The organism is Pandoraea soli, from assembly GCF_902459595.1.
GTDB lineage: Bacteria > Pseudomonadota > Gammaproteobacteria > Burkholderiales > Burkholderiaceae > Pandoraea > Pandoraea cepalis.
The window spans coordinates 159,268-185,240 of record NZ_CABPSG010000007.1 but is presented as its reverse complement, the minus strand read 5'-3'; the positions used below and the strand labels follow the sequence as shown (position 1 = coordinate 185,240).

Genomic DNA, 25,973 nt, shown 5'->3' with positions numbered 1-25,973 from the left:
TGGAATCCGAGGTGCCGGTTGGTCCCACCAGCGCCGCCTACGCCTTCCGCATGCTCGAGGCGTTTGCCCGGTGGTGTGAGGGCGAGGACAGGTACGCAGGCATCCTTCCGTCCGACACCTTGAACACATCCACCGCGCGCTTGAGAAGCGCGGCCTGTTCGCTCATCGACTGGGTGGCCGCCGTCGCCTGCTCGACGAGCGCCGCGTTTTGCTGCGTGACCTGGTCCATCTGGACCACCGCCGAATTTACTTGCTCGATGCCCTTGTGCTGTTCGTCCGAGGCGGCTGCGATCTCGCCCATCAGATCCGCCACGCGGCGCACGGCGGACACCACTTCGTTGATCGTCCGGCCGGCTTCGTCCACGTGTTCGGCGCCGGCGCTCACGTGGTCCACCGACTCGTTGATGAGGTCCTTGATCTCCTTCGCGGCCGTGGCCGCGCGCTGCGCCAGGTTGCGCACTTCGTTCGCGACCACCGCGAAGCCGCGCCCCTGTTCGCCGGCCCGGGCGGCCTCCACGGCCGCGTTGAGCGCGAGAATATTGGTCTGGAATGCGATGGATTCGATCGTGGCGGTAATGTTGGCGACTTTCGTCGAGCTGTTCGAAATATCGCGCATCGTGTGAACCACGCGCCCCACCACCTCGCCGCCGCGCGCAGCGATTTCGGATGCGTGGGCCGCGAGCGTGTTGCCCTGTCTCGCGCTTTCGGTGTTGTGACGAACCGTCGACGTCAGCTGTCTCATGCTCGCCGCGCTTTCTTCAAGTGACGCAGCTTGTTCTTCCGTTCGCGAACTAAGATCCGCGTTGCCGGCAGCAATTTGCGCCGACCCCGTGGAAATGGTTTCCGCTCCCGTGCGAATCCGGGCAACCATGCTGGCCAGGCTACTGTTCATCGCTTTCAGCGCCTGCATTAGCTGGCCGGTTTCGTCCGTGGTGGCCACTTCGATATGACTCGTGAGATCCCCGTCGGCCACACGATTCGCCAAGGCCAGCGCATTACGGAGCGGCCCCGTGATGCGGCGTACGACAATACTGGACAAAGCGATCGCGATGAGAAGCATCATGCCAAGCAGTCCGACCTGGACCAGCATCGCGCGATGCACGCGGTTCGAGCGCAGGTCGAGTTGTGCCTTAAGGCTGTCGAGCGCGCGGGCTTCGAGCGCAAAAAGCGGGTCCAACGCGCCCGTGAAGGTTTTGATGTAGTCGATTGCCGCGTAGTGGATCGCGTCGGCACTGACGATCTCTCGGGTCGCCAGATCAAGGGCCGCGCGAATCGACGTATTGGCGCGATCGAGCTCGTCCGCCAGCGCGGCACTGAGTTCGGGCTCCGCGTGAAAGGCCTTGTCAAAAGCCTTTCTCAGATCGTCGGCCTGATCCGATGCGGCGTTGGCCAGCGAGGCGAGCATGGCCCGTTCCGTCGGGCTCGCTTCTCCTCTGGCCAGTATTCCGGCGCCCCGGGACCGCGTGAGGCTCAGCGTTGCGGTGGCCTTCGGCAAGCTCACGAGTGCCGCCCGCACGAGATAGTGCGTCCCCACCTCGGGATCGAGCGCGAGGCCGCTGTCGTCGAGCAGGAGATCGAGAAGCGAGAGGTATTGTTCGATGATCTCCGTGTGGCGCATAGTGGATTCCTTATCGCTGAGCTTGCGCGCGTCGACTGCCGCTGCAATCTCACGCCAGTTCGCGACCGCGCTTTGCCAGGCACGCATTATGTCAGGACGGCGCGTTCGTGCTTTCAGATCCTGGTCGATGCGGGCGATGGCCTGGTCCATCGCTGCCCGTGTCGCTTCGCGACTCGCGGCGACGGTGTTGTTACCGCCCAGCAGCGTGGCGGCTTGCGCCCGGTGCTGCAGCGTCAGTTGAATCAACGACAGGAGCGCGCGTGCGGACTCGAGGCCCGCCTTTTCGACGCTGTCAGCGCTCACGGCGTTCAACGATGACTTGACCTGGAGGTACGTTGGCACGCCTATGGTGGGCAGAATCAGGATTCCCAGCAGGAGAAGCTTTCGGGCGATAGGCAGGCGATCAATAAACGATATCAACAATTTCATGATTTCCGAGAGCAGGCGTTTCGAAAGCGGTCAGCGCGCAACAGCGCGCCGAAACGGGTAGGGCGGATGCCAGGCGCGGGCAGTGCTTTATCCTTGCCGGCCTACGCGTCGCCGGTCACGCTCATCACGCCGGACCGGAAGATTTCAAGCACGACGTTCGCGCTCGCACGAGGCGCCGGAAAATCGCCTCGCCGTCCTCGCTTTTCACGTTAAGCGAGCACTTGCCGGCGTTCTGCGCGAGAAAGGAGGTGCCCATGCCGCGCCGGTTCAGCGCGGCGTCGGCGCCGAGCAACGCGAGCTGATAGCCCGCGAGCGGGCCGGCCAGCACGTTGGTCAGATCGAGCACGCGCACGCCCGTCAGTAGTTGGCTGCTCATCACTATCCCGACAAGATTTCGACTGTATTCGCGTTGTACGAATTTCACCGCTTCGACGCCTCCGTTTCGCCGGTTCCGGCACGTTGCGGAGGCGTCGTTTTTCAAGCGGGTGAAGTCAGGCGCGATGCGACTGAGGGCGCGCTTTAGAACACGTGACGAATGCCAGTCACGACCACCGTCTGGTTTCCGTCGCTCGACGGCGCCAGCAGGTACGTAACGGCTTTCGCTTCGGTCGCACGCTGATAGGTGGTAAAGACGTAGACGTTGGTACGCTTCGACAACAGATAGTTGATGCTGATCTGTCCCATGTTCCAGTGCGGAGCCGCGTCGATACCGCCGCCGTATTGCCCCTTCGTGTAGACATAGCCCGCGCCGAGCACGAGGAACGGCGTGATGTCGTAGGTGACGTTGATGTCAAAGTTGTCGAGATGCAGCGACGTGTGGTCGCGATAGTCGTACCGCACGTCCGTGACGACGCCGCCCAGGCGCAGCTTGCCGAACGTGTATTGCGCGCCGCCGCCGAATACGCGCTGACGGCTCACGCCCGCGTTCCTGTTGATCGGGCTGGTATGGAACAGCAGGAACGGCGGCCCGACGTAATCGTCGGTGACCGCGCCGTTCGAATTCGGCGTCGCGCCCGGGTAATTCGTATTCAGGCCGACCAGCGCCAGCTTGAGCGGCCCGTTGTCGTAGGCCACGCCCGCGCTCACGGAGCGATTCACGGCCCACTGGCCGGGCGCGTTGCTCATCGCGTACATGACCGACCCACGCAGGCCGTTTACCGTCGGCGACTGGTACTTGATCGCGTTGTTGAAGCGATACGATCCGAACAGATTGTCGTTGTCGCCGATATGGGTGGCGAGGCCCAGCGCGGCAACCGGCGCTTCGAAACGGTCGAGATAGTCGAACGGGATGTCGTACTGGCGACCGAGCGTCACCGTACCCCAAGACTTGTCGCTCAGGCCGACGTAGGCCTGGCGTCCGAACATGCGTCCACCTTGCTGGAATTGGCCGTTGGTGATGTCGAAGCCGTTTTCGAGCGTGAAGATCGCGTTGAGACCGCCGCCCAGATTTTCGACGCCGCGCAGGCCCCAGCGGTTATTCTGCATCGTGCCTGCAATCATCTGGACGGACGAGCTTCCGCCCACGTTACTGACCCATCCCACGCCCGTGGAGATAATGCCGTACAGCGTGACCGAACTCTGCGCGTGCGCAGCCTGGGCGCCAAAGAGCAAGGTGGCGAGGGACGCCAAAGCTGCGCTCCGGCGCAGCACGGCGTTGGGTGACTTCGAATTCATATGCGTCTCCAATGCGTAGTTATAAGAGTGGACTGCAATACGAAAAGCGGATTGCCCGAAAGCAGTCGCGCTACGTGCCTGATTTAAACGGCCCGTTCCGGAAAGTGCTGCATCAGGCTGTTATTTTTTCGACGAACAGCGCGTCCCGCTCATCCGGATGGAGCCGGATGACTGAACGGGTTTTGTGGTGGGCGCCGCTTTTTCGGGCGCCCGGACTTCACTGGATCATCAGCACGTGAGCCCGAATACTCTTCGTGCGTTTTCCTCGAAGATGAGCTTCTTGTCGCTCTGGCTGATTTAGTTATCCATGCGGCATACAGAAATGCGCAGCGTCCAATACACGTGCCAGCACATCGTCCAGCACCTGTGCCAAGCATTCGGCGGCAACCACATGGTCAGGACGAACGACAACCGCACCGACCGGCCTGGCGTCAAACCAGGCTTGCAAGCTGGACTCTCCACCCAAGTCACCGATCACCGTAACTCCGGCAGGGGCGTGACGACGCGCCCACGGCAGTTGTGTTTTAGGCACCACCTGAACAAGTCGTACGCGCAGATGCGCTAGCGCAGCGCAACGTTCGGCCGAAATAAAAGCCATCGGATTGTTGTTCCACATCACTACGCGCCAACCCTGACCGGTGGCGTCGTCGAGCAGCATTTCGACGCCTTCAGCGTTGGTCACTCGTGGCTGCGGGAAGATGGCACCAGCCATGCTGGGCACATCGCGCGCCGGCACTGTCTTGAAGCTCGGCAGCGGTGTGTGTACCACCACACCTTTGTCGAACTTGGGTTGAGGCTTGAAGGCCTGACGCTTCTGTGCTTCACGTTCCTCGGGGGTGCGGTTGGCAGCGATGCGGTCTCGTTCCGCGGCTTTCGCGGGGTCGTGATCCGTCATTTCCTTGGCCATGCCAAGTGAGACGGCGACCATCTGCTTGACGTGCCCCATTCGCTCCATCTCGTACGTTTCGAGCAGGGCATCGCCGCATGCGCCATCGATCACCGCACCAAGCTTCCAGGCCAGATTGAAAGCGTCGCGGATGCCGGAGTTCCATCCCTGTCCACCCACCACCGGCATCACGTGCGCGGCATCGCCCGCGAGGAAGATGGAGCCAACCTTGAACTGTCCGGCCACACGCGCGTGGTGCCGATAGACGCGACGACGAATGATCTCCAGCCTGGTTGGGTCAGGCACATGCGGTGCCAGCAGCGCGTGAATGTAGTCATCGTTTTCCACCAGCGAAGGATCTTCGCTTTCGAACAGCGTGAATTCCCAACGACGGATCCCATGCGGCAGTGCGATGCTGGCATAGCTGCGTTTCGGGTCGCCGCCGAACACGGCGTGCGGCGTTCCAATGGGGTCGTTGGCAACGTCAATGACGATGCCATCGGATGGTCGAGTTTCGCCGTCGAACGAAATACCCAGTTGCTTGCGAGTGCGCGAAGCACCGCCTTCTGCTGCGACTACGTAGCGTGCACGCAGCTTCTCGCCACGCTCAGTCGTGGCCACCACACCCTCGCCATCGTCGAGCAAATCGACGACCTCGGTACTGAACCGCACCGCCGTGTTCGGAAAACGCTTGAGCCCGTCAAGCAGCACCCTATCCACCAGCGGCTGAACAAATCCGTTGCGGCGGGGCCACCCAAACTCGCGAGTTGTCGGGTTGACTTCAGAAAGGATCTGTCGATCGCCGTTGACCATATAGATCTTCTGATCGGGGATGGTGTGAGGCAACACCTCATCCACAAGGCCAGCAGTCTGCATCGCCCGCAGGGCTTCGTCGTCGATGCCCACGGCGCGTGGGTAGTCGATCAGAGTCTCGCTCTTCTCGACGAGAAGAACCTTAACTCCCTGCTGTCCAAGCAGGTTGGCTAGCAAAAGGCCAACAGGCCCCGCACCGATGATGAGAACGTCCGCGGTTTTGCTCATGAGCGATTCCTTGTAGATAGCGCGGTCTTGAGTTCGTTAATGTTGTCGCCGAGCGCGCGATTCAACAGAACAAGGTCGATACCGAATGCGACATAGTCAACCAGTCCATCGGCCAACAACGCCGCGGTGTATGCAGATTTGCCTGAATAGATGCCGAGGGTCACGCCATGGGCTCGGGTGAGTTTTCGCAAGTGGACGATCGCGTCGCGAACAGGCCCGTCGTCCCAGTCACCACGCCCCGGAAGGCCATAGGAAACGGCAAGATCGGCAGGACCGATGTAGATCGAGTCCAGCCCCGGAGTGGAGATGATTTCCTCCGCGCGTTCGACGCCGATTCTGGTCTCGATCTGCGCAATGGTCGAGACGGCGAGGTTGCCTGCTTCGGCATACGAATCACCGATGTAGAGCCCCGGCCTCGACGGTCCCATGCTGCGATTACCAACGGGTAGATATTTGGTCGCAGCCACCAAGGCCTGTGCCTGCTCGCGCGACTCGATCGTTGGGGCAACGATGCCGCGCGCGCCGCTGTCAAGCAGGCGCAGGATCGGGCCGGGGTCAGTCGAGCCGACACGTGCCCAAGCGTAAGCGTTGTGGCGAGGAATCGAGCGCAGGATGCCACACGCGGCGTCGACACCCAGTTCGCCATGCTGAAGATCGAGGATGACGCCGTGGTAGCCCGCAACCTCCGCCCATTCCGGAATGGAGAACGAAGGCAGCGTCTGATGCACCAATATCTTGGGCCCGCTCACGAGATCTGCTGTTTTCATGACTTGCTCTCACTTTCTGTGAGCCGCGCCGCATGCGCAGCAGCAGCGTTGCCTCCGAAGACTGGCACGATCTCGCGGCGGGCGAATCGCCACTGACCATCTACCTTGCGATACCGCTCACGGAACTCACCCACAGTAGCGGGCTGTGTCTGCGGCTCGTTGGTGTCGCGGAACGTCAGATACTGCACGGTGCCGGCCACTTCATCGCCGTCCCAGACCAACCGGACTCCACCAATGAAATGGCGGCTGACGATGTCGGCTTGCTTCACCCGCTTGGCACCCCAAGTCTTGCTCTGCTCGCGATTCATCGTGCCCAAGGGCCCGACTGAGACGCCGTCTTCGGTATAGAGCTCCCACGTGGTATCGGCCTGGTTGTGATCCAGGCGGTAAAGCATCTCGGAAATGAGCTGCTCAATCTCGACGCGGGTGACTGCATCAACGGGGCAATAGTTACTCATGGTGTAGCTCTCTCTCTCGAAACTCATGCCTTAGAATCGACACTCGCGACCACACGGCCGAGACCGGTAATGGTGGCAACACACTCGACATCCACCGGCCAAGGCTCGATGTAGCCGATCGAACCCGAGAGCAGCACCTCGCCAGCTCGCAACGGCTGCCCCGTGCGGATGGCTGTGTCGGCCAGCCAGAGCACGGCGTTGATCGGGTCGCCAAGTACATTGCTTCCGACGCCGCGAGTAATCTCCTTGCCACCCCCGGTAATCACCATTTCGACCGCTCTGAGATCTACCGAGCCATAAGGATGCTTTTCCTCGCCTACCACGATGCCACTGCATCCGGCGTTGTCGGCGATGGTGTCCACAATCTGCCCCACGCTGCCGTCGTAGCGGAAATCAACGACCTCGAAGGCTGGTGTCACGTAGTCAATGGCCGCCGCCACTCGCTCGAGCGTGGCATCGAAAATATCGCTCTTGAGCACAAATGCGACTTCGGCTTCGATTAGCAATCGGTTGTAGCGCGACTTGGGCAACACCACACCCGACTGAAAAACCATGTCGTCGTGGATAACTCCGTAGTCAGGTTCACTAATGCCGACGCGCTTTTGCACGTTCGGATTGGTCAGTCCCACTTTTCGACCTACCCTGCGCACGCCCAGATTCCGTTCGCGCAGTGCGGCGAACTCAGCCGAGATTGCATAGGCCGCATCAAGGTCGCGCTCAGGCAGTCGCGGGCTGACGTAAGGAACGGTATAGACACCAACGCGGGCGTCGTAGAGCTCACGAGCGATGCTATGGATAGTTTCAGAGAGGATCGTCATAGTGGTCATGATCTGGCTAGCTCTGGCGGTGCTGTTTGTCGAGGAAGGAGATAGCCGCCGCATTGAACACCTCCGCACCTTCCCACTGGGGCCAGTGCGCAGCGCCCTCAACAAGCAGAAACTCGCCTTGAGGAATAAGCGCAGCCAAGCGCCGGCCCTCTGAAGCGTCGCCCGTAGGTTCATGGTCGGTCCAGACAAAGAGCGCTGGCACGGGGATGGCCGCGAAATCCTGATCTGTGACACGGTTGCGCCAACGCTGGTCCGGCTGACGCAACACCGAGATATGAGCCATGTTTGCCCCGCTCGGATCCCGGCTGTATATAGCTTGGCGAACGCGCACTAACTCTTCCGTTATCTTCTGTGGGTCGTGGATCACGACCTGAAGGCGCTTTTTGACGTTCTCGAATGTCGGCTCGGTGACCGCTTGCTTGCTCACCGATTGAGCCTTGTCTACCTTCTGCTCGCCAACCACGCGGCCGCCGGGCGCACTCAGAATCACGCTCAGCAAACGATTAGCGTGGTGGGCAGCGAACTTGACCGCGACCCATCCCCCGAGTGACTCCCCGGCAAGATGGACACGCTCGAGATTGAGCACATTCAGCAGCCCTAGCAAGTGCGACCCGTACTCGGGGATTTCCAAGTCGTGATCGGTCAGGGTTGTGTACCCATGACCTGGATAGTCGTAACCGATGACACGGTAGCCCGCCTGAACCAGCGCGCGCACGTTCTGCGTCCAGGCCTCGATGTGGCCACTGGTGCCATTGGCAAGCACTACGACCCTGTCACCTTCGCCGAGGTCGAGCACACGCGTGCGCCACGGCCCGACGTCAACGTAATGCAGACGATGCGGAAGATCCGACACTGCTTCCCAGAAGGTCACAAGACGGTTCATGCTGCACATCCCGCCTGAACGGCAAAGCCGGCGCCCCAGCGCTTGACGGCCCAGTACCGGTCGACAGGCAGCTTGTATTTGCCAGCAGTTGAGAGCGCGGCATAAGCCGCTATCCAGCTGCGCATCTCATGTGCAGCTGAGCCACCATCAATGACGAACTGGTCGTTGTCCCACGTATCAACCGGTGACAAATCACCCGATCGGAAGGTGTCGAGCAGCAAGGTATCCCAAGCTTCGTTCAGCGGGGCACTCGAACCCTTGCCATCCGCGATCCGCTGGATCGCATCCACGATGGCCTGTTCACGTGTGCGGCGCTCTTCGCGCGTGGGGGCATACGAAACCAAACGTGCTTTCAGTTCGGGAGGAGCCCCCTCCCAACGCGGAATTGGCGGGGAATGCGAAATGCCTCCCGAGGCGATGAAGAGCACTCGCTTTCCAAGCTGTAGCGCAGCTTTGCCAAACGCCTCACCCATCTCGCGCACACGCCTCATCGGTGTCAATGGAAAGGCAATTGCGTTGACGAACACCGGGACGATGGGCCGCGTATGACGCTTGCCAAGCAAGAAATCCACGGGCTGCATGACGCCATGATCAACGGTCATTCGCTCCGATCGCGCGATGTCGATGCCCTGATCCAGCACTGCGGCATGCAGCTGGCGCGCGGTCTCGCCATCAACATTGATGAAGCCCTCGGTCGTGCCGTAGTCGCCGACCCCCTCAGCCTGCGCACCGATCACCCACGGGGCGATGCACGAATACAGCTGGCCATTGAAGTGATCGGGCCCGAAAACGACGACGACCTCGGGGGCGAAATGCTCAATGAAGGCGCGAACCTCCTGGATGCCGGCCATGATTTCAGCAAGCGTGGTACCGCCTGGATCGACGTTACCGAAAGACGGCGCATGGGATAGCGCTGCGACAGCGAGTGACATGTGTATTCCTTTTCGAGGCGACCTGAAGGGCAGCCCTCTTGTTAGTAGGCTTGCTGACTACGGTCGGCCTGCTTGCCACCAGATCTCGCAGCCAAGGCTGCGCGCTCACGTGATGCCGAGCACTTAAGTCCAACGTGCAGTACCAAAAGGCCGACGGCTGCGATCAACATCGGAAGTGAAAACAGTGTGAAGGCCGTACCCATGTCCATGCCACCATCGAAGCACATACCGCCAAGGATGGGCGCCGCGATGCCGCCAAAGCGACCCATGCCGATGACCACCCCGTAGCCCGTTGAGCGGGCCAACGTGGGATACAGGAGCGGAACGATCCCGTAAAAACCCGCCGTTCCGGCACAGACGAAGAACGACGCGATGAACACCGTCCACATCGCACCAGGCATCGCCGGGCCGGCGATGCCGAAGTACGACATGGCCGCCGCGGCCATCACCAGGAAAATGGGCGTCAGGATGCGCAAATTGATGCGGTTGCCGATGAAGCCGAAGACGAGGCTCCCGGCGATACCACCCAAGCTGAATGCAACAACGAGCTGGGGAGCCAGCAACGGCTTGTGGTTCATACTGGCCACCGTGGTGGGCGCCCAGGTGGTCAGGAAGTAGAAGCTCACCATGTAGGCAACGTAGGACAAGATCATCAGCACCGTCTGCCAGAGCAACGGGGCGCTGGCAATGGTGCGCAATGCCCCGGTCACCTTGACATCGGGATTCGAAGACTCCGGCAACGCGGTCAACGTGGGCTGCCCCATTTTCGCGAGGATCCTGTTCAGTTGCAGCAGCGAGTCGCGACGACGCCCCTCGGCCAACCAGGCGAGCGACTCCGGCAGCAAAAAGTAGGTCCCGATCGCGGCAATCACGCTGAGGACAAACCCGACCCACCAGCCGAATTGCCACCCATGGGTGGCCAGCATCGGCCCGACAAGCATGGCACCGAGCAATCCGCCGATGTTGATCGCGGCCGCGTAGATCGCCATCACCAATGGATAGACGCGCTTGGCGGTGTATTCAGACAGGATCACGCCGACCACGGCGACAAGGGCACCAATGCCGACGCCGGTGATGATGCGGCTGATGACCAACAGCATGGTTCCACGTTCGGCTGAAGCGAACGGACCGATCAACATCCCGATCCCGATCACGCACGTCGCGAGCACTCCCGTCAGGCGGCGCCCCATTCGGTCGGCAATGGGTGCGACGACGATCGAGCCGACCAACATCCCGATGAGGGCGCCCGACAGCACCATCCCCAGCTGCGTCTTTGAAACGCCAAAGCCCCGCTCAATAAACGGCGCAGCGAATGCCGCCAGTGTCAAGTCGTAACCATCGAGCACGACGAGCACGATCGACACGAAGACGACGCGCAGCTGTAAGCCGGTCATGGGCGAATCTGCGATGTGATCGGAAATTTTCATAAAACGCTGTCTCTTTTGTATAATTGATTTTGTGATTTTATCTCAGCAATTGAGAAAAAAGTCAATTTCAGCATTGGGGCATTCCCGGAGCCGCAGTTAACACCACACACTCGAAGGAGTCAGCGCATGACCAAGATTGGAGATAGCCCGCGAGGCACGGAAAAGCAAAAGGTCGGCATTGTTGTCGCCGGAGGTTCCGGCATTGGCGCAGCCTGCGTGCGTGAGCTTGCGGCCTGCGGCTGGCGTGTCGTGGCCCTGTCTCCGTCCGGCCGCGGTCGCATGCTCGCCGAGTCACTAGGCGGTGCTGGCGTTGATGGCTCCAACACCAACATCGCGGACCTGCGCGCGACGGTTGATCTCGCAATCGAAAAGTTCGGTCGCATTGACGCGGTGATCAACAACAGTGGTCACGCCGCACGCGGGACTCTGCTCGACATCAGCGATGACGACTGGCTGCACGGTGTGGATTTGTACTTGTTGAGCGTGGTTCGCATGGCTCGCATCGCTACCCCACACCTTCTTGCGTCGGGCGGTGGCGCGATCGTCAACATCTCCACAGCCGGGGCTTTCGAACCCAACCGGATGTTCTCTATCTCGACAACGCTGCGCGCCGCGCTGGGTTCGTTCACCAAGCTCTATGCCGATGAGTACGGGCCGCAAGGCATCCGCATGAACAACGTGCTCCCCGGATTTACAAAGGACGATCCCGCTGCAGTGCCGCCCGAATGGACCAGCAAGATCCCCTTGCGCCGCGCTCAAAGTACCGCCGAATTGGCCCGGGTCGTACGCTTTCTCGCGAGTGACGAGTCCGCGTACATCACCGGGCAGAACCTGCGCGCCGACGGCGGGGAAACCCGCTCGGTCTGAGCAACACCGATCATTTGGTCGTCCCAACTGCTACGCTACGGGTCACGCCCACTTCAACACTTGCGCAGGTTGCGCTGCGCAATGTTGCTCAAGTGTTTGTGGCGCCCTTGCCGCCGGCGCTCATGCACAGATCGGGGAATCTGCGCCGCGTGCCTGCAGCAATTGCTCCAGCTCGCGGTCTGTCGCAGCGACCCCCGCGACATAGCGGTCGGGGCGTACCAACGCGGCAACGATGCCCGACGCCTCCATCCAATTCGTCAGCGAAGTCTCGGTGACCGCGACGATGGGCAAACGGTCCTTGATCAGGGCCTCCGCTGCACCTAGCGCGACGGGAGATACAAACAACGAATAGGCGTAGCCCGTGTCATCGTCCGTGCGCGATCCGTCGGCGCGAACCGCCTGCGGGATCATGCGTCCGCCAAGGGCACCTCCCACATGAGCGCCAGGGCCGAGCGACGGTTGCGGAGTCGAAAACAATTCAGGCTGTGCAAACTCCTTGTCGCGCCGCCGCACGACATCTGGGTCGGTGGTTTGGATGATGTGTCCCAGGCGCACCGCCGTTGAGACGAACTCACGCACGTGCGGCTCGCGCTCGGATTCATAAGTGTTCAACAAGTCTTCACCTGCCTCGCCGCGAATCACTGCCGCCAACTTCCATGCGAGGTTGGAAGCATCGCGGATACCCGCGCACATGCCTTGCCCCATGAACGGCGGAGTCAGATGCGCAGCATCGCCCGCCAGCAGCAGGCGGCCTTTTCGCCACCCGCGCGCGACAACAGCGCGAAAGGTATAGAGCGCGGGTCGCTCCAGCGTGGCCTCTTGTGGCGAGACCCATCGCGACAGCAGTTTCCAGATGGATTCCGGCTGCGTAATGATGGCTGGATCGTCGCCCGGCACCAACATCAGCTCCCAGCGCCGGCGCATGCCGACGCCGCGCACGTAAGTTCCCGGGCGCGATGGATCGCAATACTGGATGCTGTAGTCGCCTAAATCGGGGCGCTCATGATTCAGAACAATGTCCACGACGATCCATTGTTCGTGTTGCTGCAAATCGTCCATGCGCGCTCCGGTGAGTCCACGCATGATGGATCGCGCTCCATCGCAACCGACGACGTAGCGAGCTTTCTCTTGCAGTGCCTTGCCTGTGGAAAGATCCTTGATGCGTAGATCAACGCCGTCAGACGCAACCGTGCAATCGAGCATCTCGTGCTTCACGCGAATGTCCGCACCGGCGTGCTCGGCCAGCTTTTGCCGCAGCGTTTGTTCCAGCCAGGGCTGGTGGCAACGGTAGCTGGCATACCAGCCCATGGGCCCGACTTCCAAGTCGCGGGACCAATCAATCAGCAACCGCCCGTCGGAGTCAATGAACTTCATGCCCGGCGATGGACGCACCTGGGATTTCAAGGCATCGGCAACGCCGATGCTCTGGAACACACGCATGCACTCACCATCGAAATGCACTGCACGCGGCAGGGGATAGATGCCCGCCTCGCGGTCGATCGCCAGCACCCGAAGGCCTTGCTGTGCGAGCAGGGTTGCCAGCGTTACCCCCGTGGGGCCGAGACCGATGATCGCAACGTCGTGCATAAATTCTTTTTTCGATAGAGCGTTGCTCTGGTTTGCCTGATGGCGATGTCCCGGATCGCCTCGTCTTATTTTGGAAGCCATTGCGTTGATTTAGGCTCCCGCAGATCAGGTCTGCGCGACCTTGGGACAGCTAGTTCTGAGCGCTGTTCAGGATAGGAAGCCATGCGATGGGCACGCAGCCCACCATGCATCGGTATAGGGTCTTCATGCCGGTCTGTGAATGACCGTGAACATGAAAGAAGCCAAGGCTGATGCGCGATTCGTACGGAGCCGGATCACTGCTCGTCAGCAATCGGATTGCGCAGCACGCCGATGCGCTCCACCTCAATCTCCACCACGTCGCCCGCCTTCATCCAGACCGGCGGGTGGCGTCGTGCACCGACGCCACCCGGCGTACCGGTGACGATGACGTCGCCCGCTTCAAGCGGTGCAATGGTGGACACATAAGCAATCTGCTTGGCAATGCTGTGAATCATCATGTCGGTGGTGGTGTTCTGCATCTCTTGTCCATTAAGGCGCGTCACCATCTTCAGGCGCGTGTCAAACGGAATTTCGTCTGCGGTCACCATCCAGGGGCCAAATCCGCCGGTGCGCCAAAAGTTCTTGCCCGGAATCCACTGCGAGGTATGGCGCTGCCAGTCGCGCACGCTGCCATCGTTGTAGCAGGCATAACCCGCGATGTGCTGGGCTGCATCTGCTGGGGCGATGCGACGCCCGCCCTTGCCGATGACAACGGCGATTTCCGCCTCAAAGTCGAGCTGCGTCGATTCCCTGGGCCGCACGATGGCCTGCTCATGACCGACTTGTGAACTTGCCACGCGCAAGAAGAAGGTCGGCTCTTCAGTGACTTCGCGGTTGGTTTCCTGAACGTGCGCGTGGTAGTTCAGACCGCAGCACCAGATCTTGCCGGGGTCGGGAATCACCGGCAGCAGCGTCACGTCGGACATCTGAAAATCTGCCTGGCGCCCCGACACCAGCTCGGCAGCGTCACCCACGGCATCTACAGCCAGCAAATCCTTCAGGCTGACATACCGCCCGTTGAACGCCCGACCCAAGTCCACGATGCCTGCATCGATCACCGCACCAAAACCTACACGGCCTTGCCATTCGAAGCTCACCAGTTTCATTTAACGCCCCTCAATAAAATTTAATATATCTCATTATTCGAGATTTATATTTTATCGTCAAGCCATGCAGGATTCGAATGCAAGGCTCAACCATTCCTAGGCGAGCTGGCGAAGCACTTCGTTTCGGTTGGCGCGTGGTGCCTGACAGGCGCTGTAAGTTGAGCCCACGAGAGTCGCAAGACAAGATCTCAGAAGATGCACAGATCGCCATCAGTACGGTCACCATTGCCGATGACCATGGCGAGCGCGAGGCATCCAACGACGACACGCGCCGCACACGCTGGTACGGACAAGCGCCGTGACGCCAGAGCGTTCATCAACGCGCGCCTATGCACGGGGCGTGATTGCGCAGGCAACGCCGAACAACTGGGGCCGCCGCTCGATCAAGTGCCTGTAGACGACTCGTGTTGAAAAAGTGGCTCGGCAGCCTGTTGGATGGCGCGACTTCATGCGAGCAATTTGCGATCAAGAAAGGCGCCTATTCTTTCCAGCACCTGATCGCTGGCCGGCAGGATGCCTGTCATGGTGAAAAATCCGTGCATCTGGCCTGCCATTTCATGCTGCTCCACTTCCACGCCAGCATCAGCCATCGCGGCCGCGTAGGCCTGTCCTTCATCACGCAGGATGTCGTGTTGCCCTGTCACCACGAATGCCGCAGGCAAGCCCGACAAGTCCTTGGCACGCAGCGGAGATGCATCGGGATGCATGCGTGCAGATGAATCGGCCACATATTGGTCCCAGAACCAGGCCATGGATGGCGTTGACAGGAAGGTCTGGTTCTCCGGTTCGTGATAGGAGGCGCGCGTGAAATCTGCATCGGTCACGGGATACACCAGCACTTGCGCCGCCAGCTTTGGGCTGTTTCGCTCCCGCGACCACCGAGCGACGACAGCTGCCAGATTGGCGCCAGCGCTGTCCCCAGCGACGACCAGCGGGACGTCGTCTCCTGCGATCTCCACTTTGTGTTGATTCGCCCATAGCAGAGCATCCCACGTGTCTTGCAGCGGGATTGGAAAGCGATGTTCCGGCGCAAGGCGGTAGCCCACCAGCAATACCGCCGCGCCCGTGCATGTAGCAAGCTTCCGCCCGATGGCCTCGAATTCGGACAGTTCGCCCAACACCCAGCCGCCGCCATGCACGTACATCAACACGCCTCGCGGTCGCACCGTAGGCACCAGCAGCCGAGCAGGGATAGAGGAGCCATCTCGTACCGGAATCGCGACTTCCTCACTGCGTGCCATCGCTGGCCCTGGGTCATGCTGAAGCACTCTGCGTCCGGCGGCTGCCCGCGCTTGCACGGCATCGAGTTTCCATAGCGGAGTCGCATTCGCCCCTGCCGCTGCGGCCCAGGACTGCAAAAGGGCCTGCGAGACACTATCCAAAGCCATAGTCTTCTACGCTCCGTAGGCCTGTTAGCTCAATGCGAGATGAAGTCGCTGTCAAAGTCGACGTCATGGGTAAGCTGCCAGTACTCACGGTGACTGAACGGCCACACCTGAGAAACCCGGCCAAAGCGATTCTTGTACCAGGAGCGAACCTGCGGCCGGCCCCAAGCGCGGCGCTGATTCTCGGCGTCGACTCGCTCGACAAAGGCATCAAGAACCTCTGGCTTTACTTCGATGCCTTTGATGCCTCGTCGCAGAACTTGATGGATCGCTTCGACAGCGAACTCGGCCGCACACTCCATCATGAAGTGCTGGCTGCCGTGCACAACGTAATTCGTGTTCGGGCCCAACACCATGAAGAAATTGGGGAAGTCAGGCACGGCAATGCCCCCCCACGCCTTCGCGTTGCCCTGCCATTGCTCCTTGATCGTTCGCCCTGAAGCACCGTGAATCTTCATCGGATCGAGAAACTCGGCAGCGGTAAATCCTGTTGCATAGACGACGACATCAACCGGATGCTCGACGCCATCTTCAGTCACCAGGCCAGTTTCCGTGAATCGCGCAATGGGACTGGTGACAAGCGCGGAATTTGGCCGCTGCAACGCGGCGGCCCACACGCCGTTGTCGCGCAGCATTCGCTTGCCCCCTGGCGGGTATGTCGGCACGATCTTGTCGATGAGTTCGGGGCGGCCTTTCCACTGTTCGCGAATGATCTCGGTCAGCGTTTCGCGCACCTCCATGTTCTTTGCCGATACCGAATCCTCTCGAGTCCAACCGGGGTCGGTGACGACGGTATGCACACGTCCGGTCGCTGACTGGAAGAAGCCTGAAAGCCGGAACCATTGACCGTAGCATGGAACATGATCAGCCAACCACCGCAGCGCCCTCGGCGTGTCAGCATAGTAGTTCGGCGCAGGAACCATCCACGGACCAGAACGCTGGAACACAGTAAGGTGCTCAGCCTTATCAACGATGTTAGGGACGATCTGGTACGCGCTTGCTCCAGTACCGACGACTGCGATGCGCTTTCCGTGAAGATCAACATCGTGGTTCCAGCGAGCGGAGTGCATACACACGCCCTTGAAATCGCTCTGACCTTCGATCTCAGGGATATTGGGTCGCTCGAGCTGGCCCACCGCCGAAATCACGGCATTGAAACGATGGTGCACCGGCTCGTCATTGCCTGTGCGAGTCATCACATCCCAATTGCCGGAAGCCTCGTCCCAGTTGAGCGAGAGAACCTCAACTCCGAAATGGATATGCTCGCGAAGCCCGGCACGCGCTACGATCTCGCGAGCGTAGTCTTCAATTTCGCCGCCGGTCGCGAACGCATGCGGCCAGTCCGTGCGCTGAGCAAATGAAAAGCTGTACCCGAACGTCGGTGTGTCGAGCCGCACGCCCGGGTAGGTGTTCGCCCACCACACGCCGCCAACGTCGGGGTTCTTCTCGAAGGCCGTGAAGGGCACGCCTGCCTGCTTGAGCCGATACATGGCGGCAATGCCCGACATGCCGGTGCCAATGACCGCGACGGCGAACTGGCGATCACCCGCCACATTCTCGAATTTCCAACCAGGCGCGCCGAGCTTTTTCGGGGCGAGATCCATCTCGTGGGTGAGGAGCTCAGCATCGGCATCTCCGGCACCGTTCGTGAGGAAATCGATCAGGATGCGTGTCTCGGCGTCCTCAAGAGGACGTGGCCGAGTCAAGCTTTCGTCGCGCACGCGCTTGAGTGCAGCCAGGGCCAGTGCGCGGGCTTCGATTTGCGCGGCTTCGCTCATGCCTCCATGGGCAGGCCCAACCGTATCAACAAGAGGAAACGGCGCGCGCAGGTGCGGACGGAGCATCGACAAGTCTCCGGTGACGGCGGAAAGCGCAGTGAGAAGCGAGGGCAGGTCGGCTTCCGTCACGATTTCGGCGAGAAAGGCATCGTCCTCGTCGATCTGCGCGTATTCCTCGCGCCAAAAGACGTCGTCAACACCCGGAGTTTCAATGGCAGTAGTGGTTAGAGGCATAGCAGAAAGGCTTTCATTGCTGGATAGGAGATACAGGCGCACGCCTCTTTCTCGTTGCTGTCCCGATTGACTTCGCAAACACTGGCGCGTGGCCGCTGAAGGTCGCGTCGCCGAATGGGTCAGCAAGGCGACTTGCGACCGTGATATCTGGTTGATTACGGCCGATCTCTCACAGCGCATGCGCGACGGGAGCGTCTCGCTGATGCGTACGGAGAACAGGCGCAGGGCGCTGGAGCGAAGATCGCCATCACGGCGATCCAAAGAACTGTGCCAGCCCGACCGCCAGACCAGACGGGCGCCCCTTAGGAAAAAACAGCCCGGGGAACACAACTGCAAAGGCTATCGGGTACGGCCGGCAGCCGTAGCCGTCGATCGCGCTCGCGATGCTGAAATGGCACTGGGCACATGTTGCGCCACTCGAAGCTCGCCTGATTCATCGAATCCCCCCTCTTATAAGTTTCAAAATCTCATAAATCGAGATTTAAGCTGATACCATGGATCACTGTCAATCCAAGGAGAAACCCTATGTCACTGGAAACCCCGAAACAGCCCGGCTTCAAGTTCAGTCACTTCGGCATGTTTGTGACCGACATTGCGAAGGTCACAGACTTCTACACCCGCCTGCTTAATTTCACCGTGACGGACCGAGGCCAGTTGCCCGGGCCGAACGGAATGATGGACCTCGTGTTTCTGAGTCGAGACCCGGACGAGCACCACCAGATCGTGCTTCTGACGGGGCGCCCCAACGATATGCCCTTCAATCCCATCAACCAGATTTCGCTCAAAACAGACAGCTTGGATACGCTGTGCGAGATGCACGAGACTCTGCTGGCCGAGAAGCTGCCCAATATCACGCCGGTGACACACGGCAATGCACTTTCCATCTATGTTCCCGACCCAGAAGGCAATCGGCTGGAGCTCTATTTCGATTTGCCTTGGTACGTTTCACAACCCATGCGCGTAGCGATCGACCTGAAGGATCGAAGCACGCTGATGCAGCGCCTAGAATCGCATGCGCGCACGCTGCCGGGTTTCAGACCGCGGTCGGTTTGGCGTGCGGAGATGGCGCAGCGCATGGGTGTGAAATGAGAACTCAGTCGGTCTATCAAGCACCATTCATCGCGAATAGTGTTCGTTAGTCTCGCAATCGCGGCGGGACGACGCACCAGCCACAGGCCACCTAGTCATACAAAAGTCCGCCAGGCTTTGATGGGCAAGGGATGGCGGGCATTCCTTGCGCCCAAGGCCGAAGGCGAGCCTGGTGCCAATACGATCTGGGAGAGCTTGCAGCGCGTTATCATATCCGCCGAAACGCTACGTGCGCTTCGGGGTGAGGCCACATGAACCGAGATGTGTATAACGAGGTGGCCACAGGCCGCTATCATGTTCACTTTGAACTTCAATACCTAAATCTAATATGAGCAGCCCCGGCCGGGTTCTTGCCATTCTCGATCTATTCACCGAGGAAAATCCGATCTGGCAACCGGACAAAATCAACGATGTTTTGGGCTATTCCCGCCCCACGGGTTACCGCTATGTGAAGGAATTGGTCGAGGCGGGGTTATTGCAAAAAGTCGCGGCGGGGCGCTATTCCCTCGGCGGGCGCATCATTGCGCTGGACTATCAGTTGCGACAAACCGACCCGGTGTTGTTCGCGGCCGATCCGGTCATGCGCAAGCTGGCAGCCAGCACCAAGTTTGACGCGGCACTCAGTGTCATGTTTGCCGGGCCGCAGGTCATCGACGTCCATCGCGTCAGCGCGGAAAAAAATCTTCAACTTTCTTATGGGCGCGGGCGGCCCCGCCCCTTATTCCTGGCTGCTGCCCCAAAAGTTCTGCTAGCGCACCTGCCGCGCAGCTCGCTCAAAAAGATTTACGCAACCCACGCCAAGGAGATCGGCCTCAATGGCATGGGAGATACTTGGCGGGAGTTTTTGAGCGTGCTGACGAAAATCCGCAAGGATGGCTTTTATCGTTCGCAAGGCGAGTTGGAATCCGGGCTCGGCGCAGTGGCTGTTCCAATTTTCAATGCCGAAGGTGATTGCGTAGCTGCGCTGGCACTCGTAGGCAGCGTTCAGCGCTTTGATACCGGTTCGAACGCTCGCCTGTTGAGCCGCTTGCAGGAGGCATCCGCCGTCATATGTCTCTCTTTGGGGTAGCGCTCGATTTTTTCCAGCCACCGGTGACCGCGCCACTTGTGCGATAAACCGGCCGAGATCGTTGGCCTGCGAAACAATGCCTCACGCAATGCAGAGAAATGCTCGCACGCGGGCCTGAGGTCGCGACGTCTCCCTCTTAATGAGAAAATTCTCCTTCTCCCAGCGTTGAATTTCAGGGGGGTATTACTGGGTCTGTGAAGTACTTGATCCAAAAGGGCACGCTTGAGATTGCCCCAACGGCGCTTGTCCCAATCGCACGAATTGTAGAACAGCGGCTAATTCGTAGAACAAAAAAAACGGGCCCCATCTCTGGGACCCGCTTCAAATTTGGTGCCGGCTGCAGGACTCGAACCCGCCACCTGATGATTACAAATCACCAAAACACTTCATGCATTGAAGTTGATTGAGATACATGAAGCTCAGAAAACCCATGAAATAAAGCACTTTCCGTCGATTTCCGGTGATACTTTCGTTGACCGAGATAGATCAAATACCACACAATCTGGTTACATGACGGTTACATGGAGCAATGTAACCAGAGCACAGCCCTCCCCTGATTGAACATGGCCAAGGTCAACTTCACTGCCGCGCGAATAGATTCACATCGATGCCCCGAAGGTAGAACACAAGCATTCCTGTGGGACTCTGCTTCGCCCGGTCTGGGACTACGCGCCACGGCAGGCGGAGCCAAGTCCTACATTTTTCAAGGCAAGATTCACGGACAGACGGTCCGTCTGACCATTGGCGACCCGCGCAGCTGGACTATCAGCAAGGCCCAGGAAGAAGCACGCCGGCTGCAGACGCTCGTTGACGCCGGTCACGACCCGCGAGAAGTGAAAGCAGAACGACGCGCCAGTCATGAGGCCAGGCGAGTCGCGGCGATCCGGAATAGCGTGACCGTCGCGGACGCTTGGGCCGACTATCTTGACGATCTTCGCACAAAGATTTCGCCGAAGACTAAGAAGCCGAGATCTGCGGGCTACATCAACGACCATATTAAGTTGACCGCTCCGGGCGGGAGTCCAGCCAAACGTGGCAGCAAAAAAACGGAGCGCGGGCCGCTTTACTCGCTGATGGCACTAAAGCTTTCCAACCTCACCGCCAAAACGGTTGGTGCATGGCTGGAGGCCGAGGTACCCGTTCGGCCAACTAGTGCCGCCTATGGCTTTCGCATGCTCAAGGCGTTCGCCAAATGGTGCGAGGGTGAAGACAAGTTCGCTGGCATTATTCCGTCGGATTGCTGCACATCTCCCAAGGTCACCGGGGCACTGCCGGGCACCAGCACTAAAGAAGGAGACAGCCTCCAAAGGGAGCAGCTCGCCGCATGGTTTTCCGCCGTCCGCGCCTTGCACAATCCAGTGCAATCCGCGTATCTGCAAGGCTTGCTCATCACCGGGGCGCGCAGGGAGGAACTCGCGGCACTGCGTTGGGAAGATGTCGATTTCCAGTGGCGAAGCCTCCATATCGCGGACAAGATCGAAGACGGGCGTGAGATTCCCCTCACCCCCTATCTAGCCGCCCTATTGCTCGAGCTGAAGCAGCGCAATGAAATACCGCCCAGCAGGCGCCGCTTGCGCAGCCTGGAAGCCGACGGACTAAAGTGGGAGCCATCGCCCTGGGTGTTTCACAGCATCAACGCCGAAAAGGGGCGAATCGCTGAACCGCGCTATGCGCACAACCAAGCGATCGAAGCAGCCGGTCTGCCTCATCTGACGCTGCACGGGCTACGCCGGTCGTTCGGCACACTGTCCGAGTGGTGCGAGGTTCCCGTTGGCGTCGTCGCCCAGATTCAAGGGCATAAACCGTCAGCACTAGCGGAGAAGCACTATCGGCGGCGCCCACTGGACATGTTGCGAATGTGGCACGACAAGATCGAGCATTGGATGCTCGATCAGGCCGGCATTGTGTTTGAGCAAGCGCCGAAAGCAACGGAGTAAATAGGGTTTCGAGTAAGCCTTCCACGTGAAGTGCAGAGGCCTCTCACTATTTGAGGTTGCCTGCACAGCCAAGCAGCCCACCAACCAATACGAATGATTATCAAGGGCGACCTGACACTTTGGCCTCCGAAGCCGAGGGCCACTGGCTCGATCCCAGTCGGGCGCGCCAATCAAATCACATGCTTGCGTGAATTCTGTGGAATCCCTACACGCAACGCATGACTACGTGTAGGCGTGACGTAGGCATTTCCGGTCGGCTTCAATCCACGTAAATCCATCTGGCAGCGGCGATTTTTTTGCGTGATGATGTCAATAATCACCGCCGTTGCGAGGCTCCCCCGTAATTTCCCCGTATCGCGGGACCCCGAGTTGTCGACTGAGGCGACGACGCTCCATCGCTTTGTTCGCTTGACGTCGATGACGACATCGCTTTCTCCGGGCGCTTCTGTCGGCACGATCTGCATCGCCTCGGTTTTATCGACAAGCGGAAGATGCGGAAGTACGAGGCACTCTGCCTCGAACCCGTGCCGGAATACGATGCCGCGAAAATTCCCGCATTGCGAGCCCGGCTTCATTTAAGCCAGGCAGTGCTTGCAGCCGCGCTCAATACCAGTCCCTCGACGGTGTGCAAGTGGGAAATCGGCGACAAACGACCGAGCGGACCTTCGCAAAAGCTGCTGAACGTGATTGATAGGAAAGGACTCGAAGCAGTTCTTTAAGCTCGAGAGCAACTGTGCCGCCAGTGTCAGGCGGCATGCCTGTTCCCTCATGCCCCCAGAAATGCCCCCAAACTGTTCCGGTACCAACAGAAATACCAACAAAAGCCTGTGGTAGCGCAGTTCGAGTACCGCAAACTTTCACGCCGCGAGCTCCATACCCACCTTGGTCGGCAAGCCCGAGTTGGCAATGTCGGTCGGCGCCCGGTGACGGATACCGTGGCTGCCAACGTGCGACACACCTGCGGCCTTGAGCACGCGCGTCCAGCCGCCGTAGTGCTCACCGTGGGTCATGTGCCGAGTCGGATAGTTCGGCGACGGTATGAACCTCAAGGGCGAATATTCGGAATCTGATCCTAAACAGCAGTCGACCAGCGGATGGTGGATTTCTCCTAGAGCTTGGCAAAGGCTGCGCCTTAGCCTACGGCAGCGTCGATTGCGTATCGGCTAGACATGGTGCTGGGTGGGTCTCTACCGGCACCACTCGATCAAACCCTTCTTTACCCAGAAGTGACATGAACATGCTCGATGCTGGTGGATAGAGGGCGACATGGTTGGTCGCCCCCAGAAGTCTGTTTCGACAGACCACCGGGGGCGTCGATCCGGGTTAAGGGAAAGCGATATCTGTACGCCACAACCGCCGGGGCAGCTCATGCAAGCCCACTTCTTGACGCCGGTGTCGATGACCACCCACAGCTCGCCGGGCGGCACGGCGTTTTTGCCCGGATGCTGCGCAACCGGATAAACGAGCAGATCGTAGCGCAGCCACCCGAGCCGGCGCAGGGCTCGCACGATAATTCGCTTGATGGTCATCCGATAACGCCAAGGAATGGGTTGACATCGCCTCGCCCCCAGCTCGCCTGGCTGGCACAAACCGGGCAAGAAGCCACGGGTCGACAGGTCATCGCCCGATCTTCTACGCGGTCGAAGCGGCGAATCCTGTTGTGTGTCATGCCCCCCGAGCCGCGAAAGCTGGTCAGGCCCTGAATAAGCTCATCGACGGCTGCGCAGGCGATGGCCGTGGTGAACGTAACCACGGCGGGCGCGGGGTCGCCGCTACCATCCACATAGGCTTCCGCCTTACGCCGCTCGAACTCGGCCGGGTCGCTGCGCCGGAGTCCTTCGTTCGCAGCGCGGCGCGGATCAGCCACTCCCAAACACATGAGACAAGGGTTGCCAGGGCGAATCGTCGACACGCGGCCTGTCATGTCGTAGTCCGTGCCGCTGCGTGCCGGGCGCATCCGCAGGCCGACATCGATCAGCGGGATGCCGTAGTAGTGCGCCAGGCGGTTGAGCGTCAGCCGCCCCTGATGGTCGTCGGTACAGCCGAACAGCACATCGCAGGAGCGCAGTAGATCGCGCAGATCAGGATGGCCGACCCACTCCTCTTTGGTGACGACCTGGGTGCCGAGACCCGCGGCACGAATCTCGCGCGCGAGGATGTCTACCTTGGCCAAGCCCGCGGCCACATCTGCGGTGCGCGAGCCATGCACGCGGTTGAGATTGGTGACATCAATGGTATCTTTGTCCATCAGCCCCAGAAAGCCGACGCCCAGCCGCGCCAATAGCATCGCGACAGCACTGCCCGTGCCGCCGCCCCCTACGACACCGACCCGCAGCCCGCGCACGACTGGATTGAACCCTAGGCCGAAGAGCGCGGCCTGCCGCGCCAGGAATTGATCTTCGTCAGCCGCAGCCACCGTGCGCGCGATCTTGATCTGGCTTCCTACCAGCGAGATCGAGGATGCCATGACCGTCTTGCCGAGTGCGGTCCAGAGCCTGCCCGCGATGGCGTCATCGCGGCCGAACACCATGCTGGCCAGGCCGGAAACGCCCTTATTGAACGTCGTCCGGGCCAGCTCCGCCTCGTTTCGGTCATCCTGGTCGGAGAAAAACGCTGCCGCGTTCGGATGCGTGTGTACCAGGCCCGCAACTAAGCCCCGTTCCTTCGCGATGCCGAGAATGCGCATGAAGCCGCGGGTGAACCATGTGACGTGGACAGGCGATGCGGAGACCATTTCATCGGCCGCGACGGGGATGACTTCGTGCGAGATCAACCTGGTGCGAGGCACTCCCGACCAGGGGTCTGCCGAGATGTCAGCCTTGCCGAACAGCACATAGGCGGACGCCTCTGCCCCGTTCTCCCTTTGCAGCAGCAAGCGCAGGGCCGCCTCGTGCGGCTCCAGCAGGACGATGTCCAGAGCGGCCGGCGACATCACTTCGCCTCCGCTAGGGCGTGCTCGATGCGCTTGAGCATAGTGTGTAGGCCGTCGATGCCCGGGCGCCACGCTGTGTTGTGGCGCGACCAGCGCTGCCAGCTGCGGCCCTGGAACGCGTGGGCCTGGTCGGCGCAGGTCGGGTAGCGCCCCACGCTTTGCAGCGTCAGCCAGGGGTCGCAATAGAACATGTCCGGCGCGACATCGGGATAGCCCGGCGGCAGGAGAACGAGCACGTCGGCCGTGGCGTGGTTGAGCTTTCCGGAGGGCATCGGCAACTGCTTGAAGATGACGCCCGTGTGCGCACCGTCGCTCACCATCTCGAAAGCCACGCCATGGCCGCTCAGATAGCGTTGGTCCGCTTCGGGCAGCGTGAGCAGCCCCTCAGTGGTGTCACGGATCAGCGTGATGAAACGCTCGATACCCGGCTTACCCAGATCGATCAGGTCGCCGTCGCGGATCAGAATGTCCTGGCCCCCGCCGCGCACTTCGAGATAGACGTCGTAGGTCTCTGGCGGGACACCGGCTAGCGCCTTGAGCACGCGGCCGCTGATGCTGGGCTTGCCCCACTCCAGTTGCCGGTCATCGATCGTGAACTTGAACGCGCGATCTGTCTGGAAGATGACGAAACGTTCCGCACCGCGGCCGCGCAGATCGTAGGTTTCGTCCAGACGCAGGTCCTCGAACTCGCCAGAGGTCAGAATCGCATAAACGCTGTACTCATCGGCCGGGCGCGCCCCGGCGGCCTGGAGGATCTGGCGCCCAGTCGGCACCGGATCGGAGAGATCGACGTGACGTTCGTGGAGCTGGTCGTCCAGGACGACGATCCGGTAGAGCGCCGATGGCCGCAGGCTGCGGCCTTCGCGGATCGCCGCAGCAACATCTTCGACATCGAAGCGGTCATCACCGCTGGTGGTTTGGGATTGCATTTGATTGCCTCATAGGGAGCCATCATCTGCGGGATTGCAGGTTTTCTAGCCCCTTACTTAGTCAATCGCAGCCCTGCTGCCAGACCGGAAAGGTCGA

The 25,973-nt window shown here is 60.3% G+C and carries 22 protein-coding genes and 3 pseudogenes; 6 read left to right on the top strand and 19 right to left on the bottom strand.

All coding sequences use genetic code 11. The annotated features are described in order from the left end of the window. Nucleotides 1-37: 37 nt before the first annotated feature. The 10 genes and pseudogenes from PSO31014_RS14460 to PSO31014_RS14415 form a co-directional block, all read right to left on the bottom strand. Nucleotides 38-2,047, bottom strand: coding sequence for a methyl-accepting chemotaxis protein (locus PSO31014_RS14460; RefSeq protein WP_150552223.1), 2,010 nt, complete (start codon nt 2,045-2,047; stop codon nt 38-40). Nucleotides 2,048-2,157: 110 nt separating this feature from the next. After that, nucleotides 2,158-2,423, bottom strand: a pseudogene (locus PSO31014_RS14455) (CoA transferase); the annotation flags it as partial. A 143-nt stretch (nt 2,424-2,566) separates the two neighbouring features. After that, nucleotides 2,567-3,721, bottom strand: coding sequence for a porin (locus PSO31014_RS14450; protein WP_150552222.1), 1,155 nt, complete (start codon nt 3,719-3,721; stop codon nt 2,567-2,569). Between the two features lie 301 nt (nt 3,722-4,022). Continuing rightward, the gene (gene mhpA, locus PSO31014_RS14445; RefSeq protein WP_150552221.1) at nt 4,023-5,648 is read right to left on the bottom strand and encodes a bifunctional 3-(3-hydroxy-phenyl)propionate/3-hydroxycinnamic acid hydroxylase MhpA; all 1,626 of its coding nucleotides are present in this window, start codon (nt 5,646-5,648) and stop codon (nt 4,023-4,025) included. Then, the gene (locus PSO31014_RS14440; protein ID WP_150552220.1) at nt 5,645-6,415 is read right to left on the bottom strand and encodes an HpcH/HpaI aldolase family protein; all 771 of its coding nucleotides are present in this window, start codon (nt 6,413-6,415) and stop codon (nt 5,645-5,647) included. Before PSO31014_RS14440 ends, mhpA (PSO31014_RS14445) begins: the two co-directional genes overlap by 4 nt. Next, entirely contained in the window at nt 6,412-6,900 is a 489-nt protein-coding gene (locus tag PSO31014_RS14435) for a nuclear transport factor 2 family protein (RefSeq protein ID WP_246176644.1), read from the bottom strand. Before PSO31014_RS14435 ends, PSO31014_RS14440 begins: the two co-directional genes overlap by 4 nt. Beyond that, nucleotides 6,897-7,700 carry a 2-keto-4-pentenoate hydratase gene (locus PSO31014_RS14430; protein ID WP_150552219.1) on the bottom strand — a complete coding sequence of 268 codons (804 nt, stop codon included), beginning with the start codon at nt 7,698-7,700 and terminating at the stop codon, nt 6,897-6,899. The genes PSO31014_RS14435 and PSO31014_RS14430 overlap by 4 nt, the downstream gene beginning before the upstream one ends. A 7-nt stretch (nt 7,701-7,707) precedes the next feature. Then, complete coding sequence (locus PSO31014_RS14425) at nt 7,708-8,583, bottom strand: alpha/beta fold hydrolase (RefSeq protein WP_150552218.1); 876 nt, start codon at nt 8,581-8,583, stop codon at nt 7,708-7,710. After that, nucleotides 8,580-9,515, bottom strand: a complete 936-nt coding sequence (locus PSO31014_RS14420) for a 3-carboxyethylcatechol 2,3-dioxygenase (protein WP_150552217.1) — start codon at nt 9,513-9,515, stop codon at nt 8,580-8,582. The genes PSO31014_RS14425 and PSO31014_RS14420 overlap by 4 nt, the downstream gene beginning before the upstream one ends. 41 nt (nt 9,516-9,556) lie before the next feature. Beyond that, on the bottom strand, nt 9,557-10,942 hold the full coding sequence (locus PSO31014_RS14415) for an MFS transporter (protein WP_150552216.1): 1,386 nt from the start codon (nt 10,940-10,942) through the stop codon (nt 9,557-9,559). Nucleotides 10,943-11,068: 126 nt separating this feature from the next. Between PSO31014_RS14415 and PSO31014_RS14410 the strand changes: the two genes are divergently transcribed. Further along, nucleotides 11,069-11,809: an SDR family oxidoreductase gene (locus PSO31014_RS14410; protein ID WP_150552215.1), complete on the top strand. Its 741-nt coding sequence runs from the start codon at nt 11,069-11,071 to the stop codon at nt 11,807-11,809. A 120-nt stretch (nt 11,810-11,929) separates the two neighbouring features. On the opposite strand, the gene mhpA (PSO31014_RS14405) is transcribed toward PSO31014_RS14410, so the two are convergent. Together mhpA (PSO31014_RS14405) and PSO31014_RS14400 are read right to left on the bottom strand one after the other, a co-directional pair. After that, a complete protein-coding gene (mhpA, locus tag PSO31014_RS14405; protein WP_150552304.1) occupies nt 11,930-13,396 on the bottom strand; it encodes a bifunctional 3-(3-hydroxy-phenyl)propionate/3-hydroxycinnamic acid hydroxylase MhpA in 1,467 nt (488 codons plus the stop codon). Between the two features lie 275 nt (nt 13,397-13,671). Continuing rightward, nucleotides 13,672-14,523: a fumarylacetoacetate hydrolase family protein gene (locus PSO31014_RS14400; protein WP_150552214.1), complete on the bottom strand. Its 852-nt coding sequence runs from the start codon at nt 14,521-14,523 to the stop codon at nt 13,672-13,674. A gap of 158 nt (nt 14,524-14,681) precedes the next feature. Here PSO31014_RS14400 and PSO31014_RS22440 point away from each other — a divergent pair, with 158 nt between their 5' ends. After that, nucleotides 14,682-14,825, top strand: coding sequence for a hypothetical protein (locus PSO31014_RS22440; RefSeq protein WP_174976520.1), 144 nt, complete (start codon nt 14,682-14,684; stop codon nt 14,823-14,825). A gap of 144 nt (nt 14,826-14,969) precedes the next feature. Here PSO31014_RS22440 and PSO31014_RS14395 read toward each other — a convergent pair whose 3' ends face one another. Further along, on the bottom strand, nt 14,970-15,668 hold the full coding sequence (locus tag PSO31014_RS14395) for an alpha/beta hydrolase (RefSeq protein WP_246176650.1): 699 nt from the start codon (nt 15,666-15,668) through the stop codon (nt 14,970-14,972). 272 nt (nt 15,669-15,940) lie between these two features. Continuing rightward, nucleotides 15,941-17,962: a flavin-containing monooxygenase gene (locus PSO31014_RS14390; protein WP_246176642.1), complete on the bottom strand. Its 2,022-nt coding sequence runs from the start codon at nt 17,960-17,962 to the stop codon at nt 15,941-15,943. Between the two features lie 483 nt (nt 17,963-18,445). On the opposite strand from PSO31014_RS14390, the gene PSO31014_RS14380 reads away from it, so the two are divergent. From PSO31014_RS14380 to PSO31014_RS14370, 3 genes are all read left to right on the top strand, one after another. Beyond that, nucleotides 18,446-19,009: a VOC family protein gene (locus tag PSO31014_RS14380; RefSeq protein WP_150552212.1), complete on the top strand. Its 564-nt coding sequence runs from the start codon at nt 18,446-18,448 to the stop codon at nt 19,007-19,009. A 328-nt stretch (nt 19,010-19,337) separates the two neighbouring features. Beyond that, nucleotides 19,338-20,078, top strand: coding sequence for an IclR family transcriptional regulator (locus PSO31014_RS14375; RefSeq protein WP_150552211.1), 741 nt, complete (start codon nt 19,338-19,340; stop codon nt 20,076-20,078). A 563-nt stretch (nt 20,079-20,641) separates the two neighbouring features. Next, nucleotides 20,642-22,015 (top strand): tyrosine-type recombinase/integrase, encoded by a 1,374-nt coding sequence (locus tag PSO31014_RS14370; RefSeq protein WP_150552210.1) that lies wholly within the window; start codon nt 20,642-20,644, stop codon nt 22,013-22,015. A 317-nt stretch (nt 22,016-22,332) separates the two neighbouring features. Here the strand turns inward: PSO31014_RS14370 and PSO31014_RS22705 are convergent. After that, nucleotides 22,333-22,482 (bottom strand): annotated as a pseudogene (locus PSO31014_RS22705) (ShlB/FhaC/HecB family hemolysin secretion/activation protein); the annotation flags it as partial. Between PSO31014_RS22705 and PSO31014_RS22875 the strand changes: the two are divergent. After that, a complete protein-coding gene (locus PSO31014_RS22875) occupies nt 22,441-22,734 on the top strand; it encodes a helix-turn-helix domain-containing protein (RefSeq protein ID WP_150552302.1) in 294 nt (97 codons plus the stop codon). The pseudogene PSO31014_RS22705 and the gene PSO31014_RS22875 overlap by 42 nt on opposite strands. A gap of 147 nt (nt 22,735-22,881) precedes the next feature. Here the strand turns inward: PSO31014_RS22875 and PSO31014_RS14355 are convergent. The 4 genes and pseudogenes from PSO31014_RS14355 to PSO31014_RS14340 all read right to left on the bottom strand — a co-directional run. Then, nucleotides 22,882-23,055, bottom strand: a pseudogene (locus tag PSO31014_RS14355) (integrase); the annotation flags it as partial. A 147-nt stretch (nt 23,056-23,202) separates the two neighbouring features. Further along, a complete protein-coding gene (locus PSO31014_RS14350) occupies nt 23,203-23,544 on the bottom strand; it encodes a ubiquitination-like system serine protease family protein (protein WP_246176641.1) in 342 nt (113 codons plus the stop codon). After that, nucleotides 23,541-24,947 (bottom strand): ThiF family adenylyltransferase, encoded by a 1,407-nt coding sequence (locus PSO31014_RS14345; protein ID WP_150552209.1) that lies wholly within the window; start codon nt 24,945-24,947, stop codon nt 23,541-23,543. Before PSO31014_RS14345 ends, PSO31014_RS14350 begins: the two co-directional genes overlap by 4 nt. After that, nucleotides 24,947-25,876 carry a multiubiquitin domain-containing protein gene (locus tag PSO31014_RS14340; RefSeq protein ID WP_150552208.1) on the bottom strand — a complete coding sequence of 310 codons (930 nt, stop codon included), beginning with the start codon at nt 25,874-25,876 and terminating at the stop codon, nt 24,947-24,949. Before PSO31014_RS14340 ends, PSO31014_RS14345 begins: the two co-directional genes overlap by 1 nt. Nucleotides 25,877-25,973: the final 97 nt, after the last annotated feature.

What these genes read in the sequence shown, in the direction of transcription:
- PSO31014_RS14460 (WP_150552223.1), bottom strand. Translation starts at nt 2,047, where the DNA reads ATGAAATTGTTGATATCGTTTATTGATCGCCTGCCTATCGCCCGAAAG.
- PSO31014_RS14450 (WP_150552222.1), bottom strand. Translation starts at nt 3,721, where the DNA reads ATGAATTCGAAGTCACCCAACGCCGTGCTGCGCCGGAGCGCAGCTTTG.
- mhpA (WP_150552221.1), bottom strand. Translation starts at nt 5,648, where the DNA reads ATGAGCAAAACCGCGGACGTTCTCATCATCGGTGCGGGGCCTGTTGGC.
- PSO31014_RS14440 (WP_150552220.1), bottom strand. Translation starts at nt 6,415, where the DNA reads ATGAAAACAGCAGATCTCGTGAGCGGGCCCAAGATATTGGTGCATCAG.
- PSO31014_RS14435 (WP_246176644.1), bottom strand. Translation starts at nt 6,900, where the DNA reads ATGAGTTTCGAGAGAGAGAGCTACACCATGAGTAACTATTGCCCCGTT.
- PSO31014_RS14430 (WP_150552219.1), bottom strand. Translation starts at nt 7,700, where the DNA reads ATGACCACTATGACGATCCTCTCTGAAACTATCCATAGCATCGCTCGT.
- PSO31014_RS14425 (WP_150552218.1), bottom strand. Translation starts at nt 8,583, where the DNA reads ATGAACCGTCTTGTGACCTTCTGGGAAGCAGTGTCGGATCTTCCGCAT.
- PSO31014_RS14420 (WP_150552217.1), bottom strand. Translation starts at nt 9,515, where the DNA reads ATGTCACTCGCTGTCGCAGCGCTATCCCATGCGCCGTCTTTCGGTAAC.
- PSO31014_RS14415 (WP_150552216.1), bottom strand. Translation starts at nt 10,942, where the DNA reads ATGAAAATTTCCGATCACATCGCAGATTCGCCCATGACCGGCTTACAG.
- PSO31014_RS14410 (WP_150552215.1), top strand. Translation starts at nt 11,069, where the DNA reads ATGACCAAGATTGGAGATAGCCCGCGAGGCACGGAAAAGCAAAAGGTC.
- mhpA (WP_150552304.1), bottom strand. Translation starts at nt 13,396, where the DNA reads ATGCACGACGTTGCGATCATCGGTCTCGGCCCCACGGGGGTAACGCTG.
- PSO31014_RS14400 (WP_150552214.1), bottom strand. Translation starts at nt 14,523, where the DNA reads ATGAAACTGGTGAGCTTCGAATGGCAAGGCCGTGTAGGTTTTGGTGCG.
- PSO31014_RS14395 (WP_246176650.1), bottom strand. Translation starts at nt 15,668, where the DNA reads ATGTACGTGCATGGCGGCGGCTGGGTGTTGGGCGAACTGTCCGAATTC.
- PSO31014_RS14380 (WP_150552212.1), top strand. Translation starts at nt 18,446, where the DNA reads ATGTCACTGGAAACCCCGAAACAGCCCGGCTTCAAGTTCAGTCACTTC.
- PSO31014_RS14375 (WP_150552211.1), top strand. Translation starts at nt 19,338, where the DNA reads ATGAGCAGCCCCGGCCGGGTTCTTGCCATTCTCGATCTATTCACCGAG.
- PSO31014_RS14370 (WP_150552210.1), top strand. Translation starts at nt 20,642, where the DNA reads ATGGCCAAGGTCAACTTCACTGCCGCGCGAATAGATTCACATCGATGC.
- PSO31014_RS14350 (WP_246176641.1), bottom strand. Translation starts at nt 23,544, where the DNA reads ATGACCATCAAGCGAATTATCGTGCGAGCCCTGCGCCGGCTCGGGTGG.
- PSO31014_RS14345 (WP_150552209.1), bottom strand. Translation starts at nt 24,947, where the DNA reads ATGTCGCCGGCCGCTCTGGACATCGTCCTGCTGGAGCCGCACGAGGCG.
- PSO31014_RS14340 (WP_150552208.1), bottom strand. Translation starts at nt 25,876, where the DNA reads ATGCAATCCCAAACCACCAGCGGTGATGACCGCTTCGATGTCGAAGAT.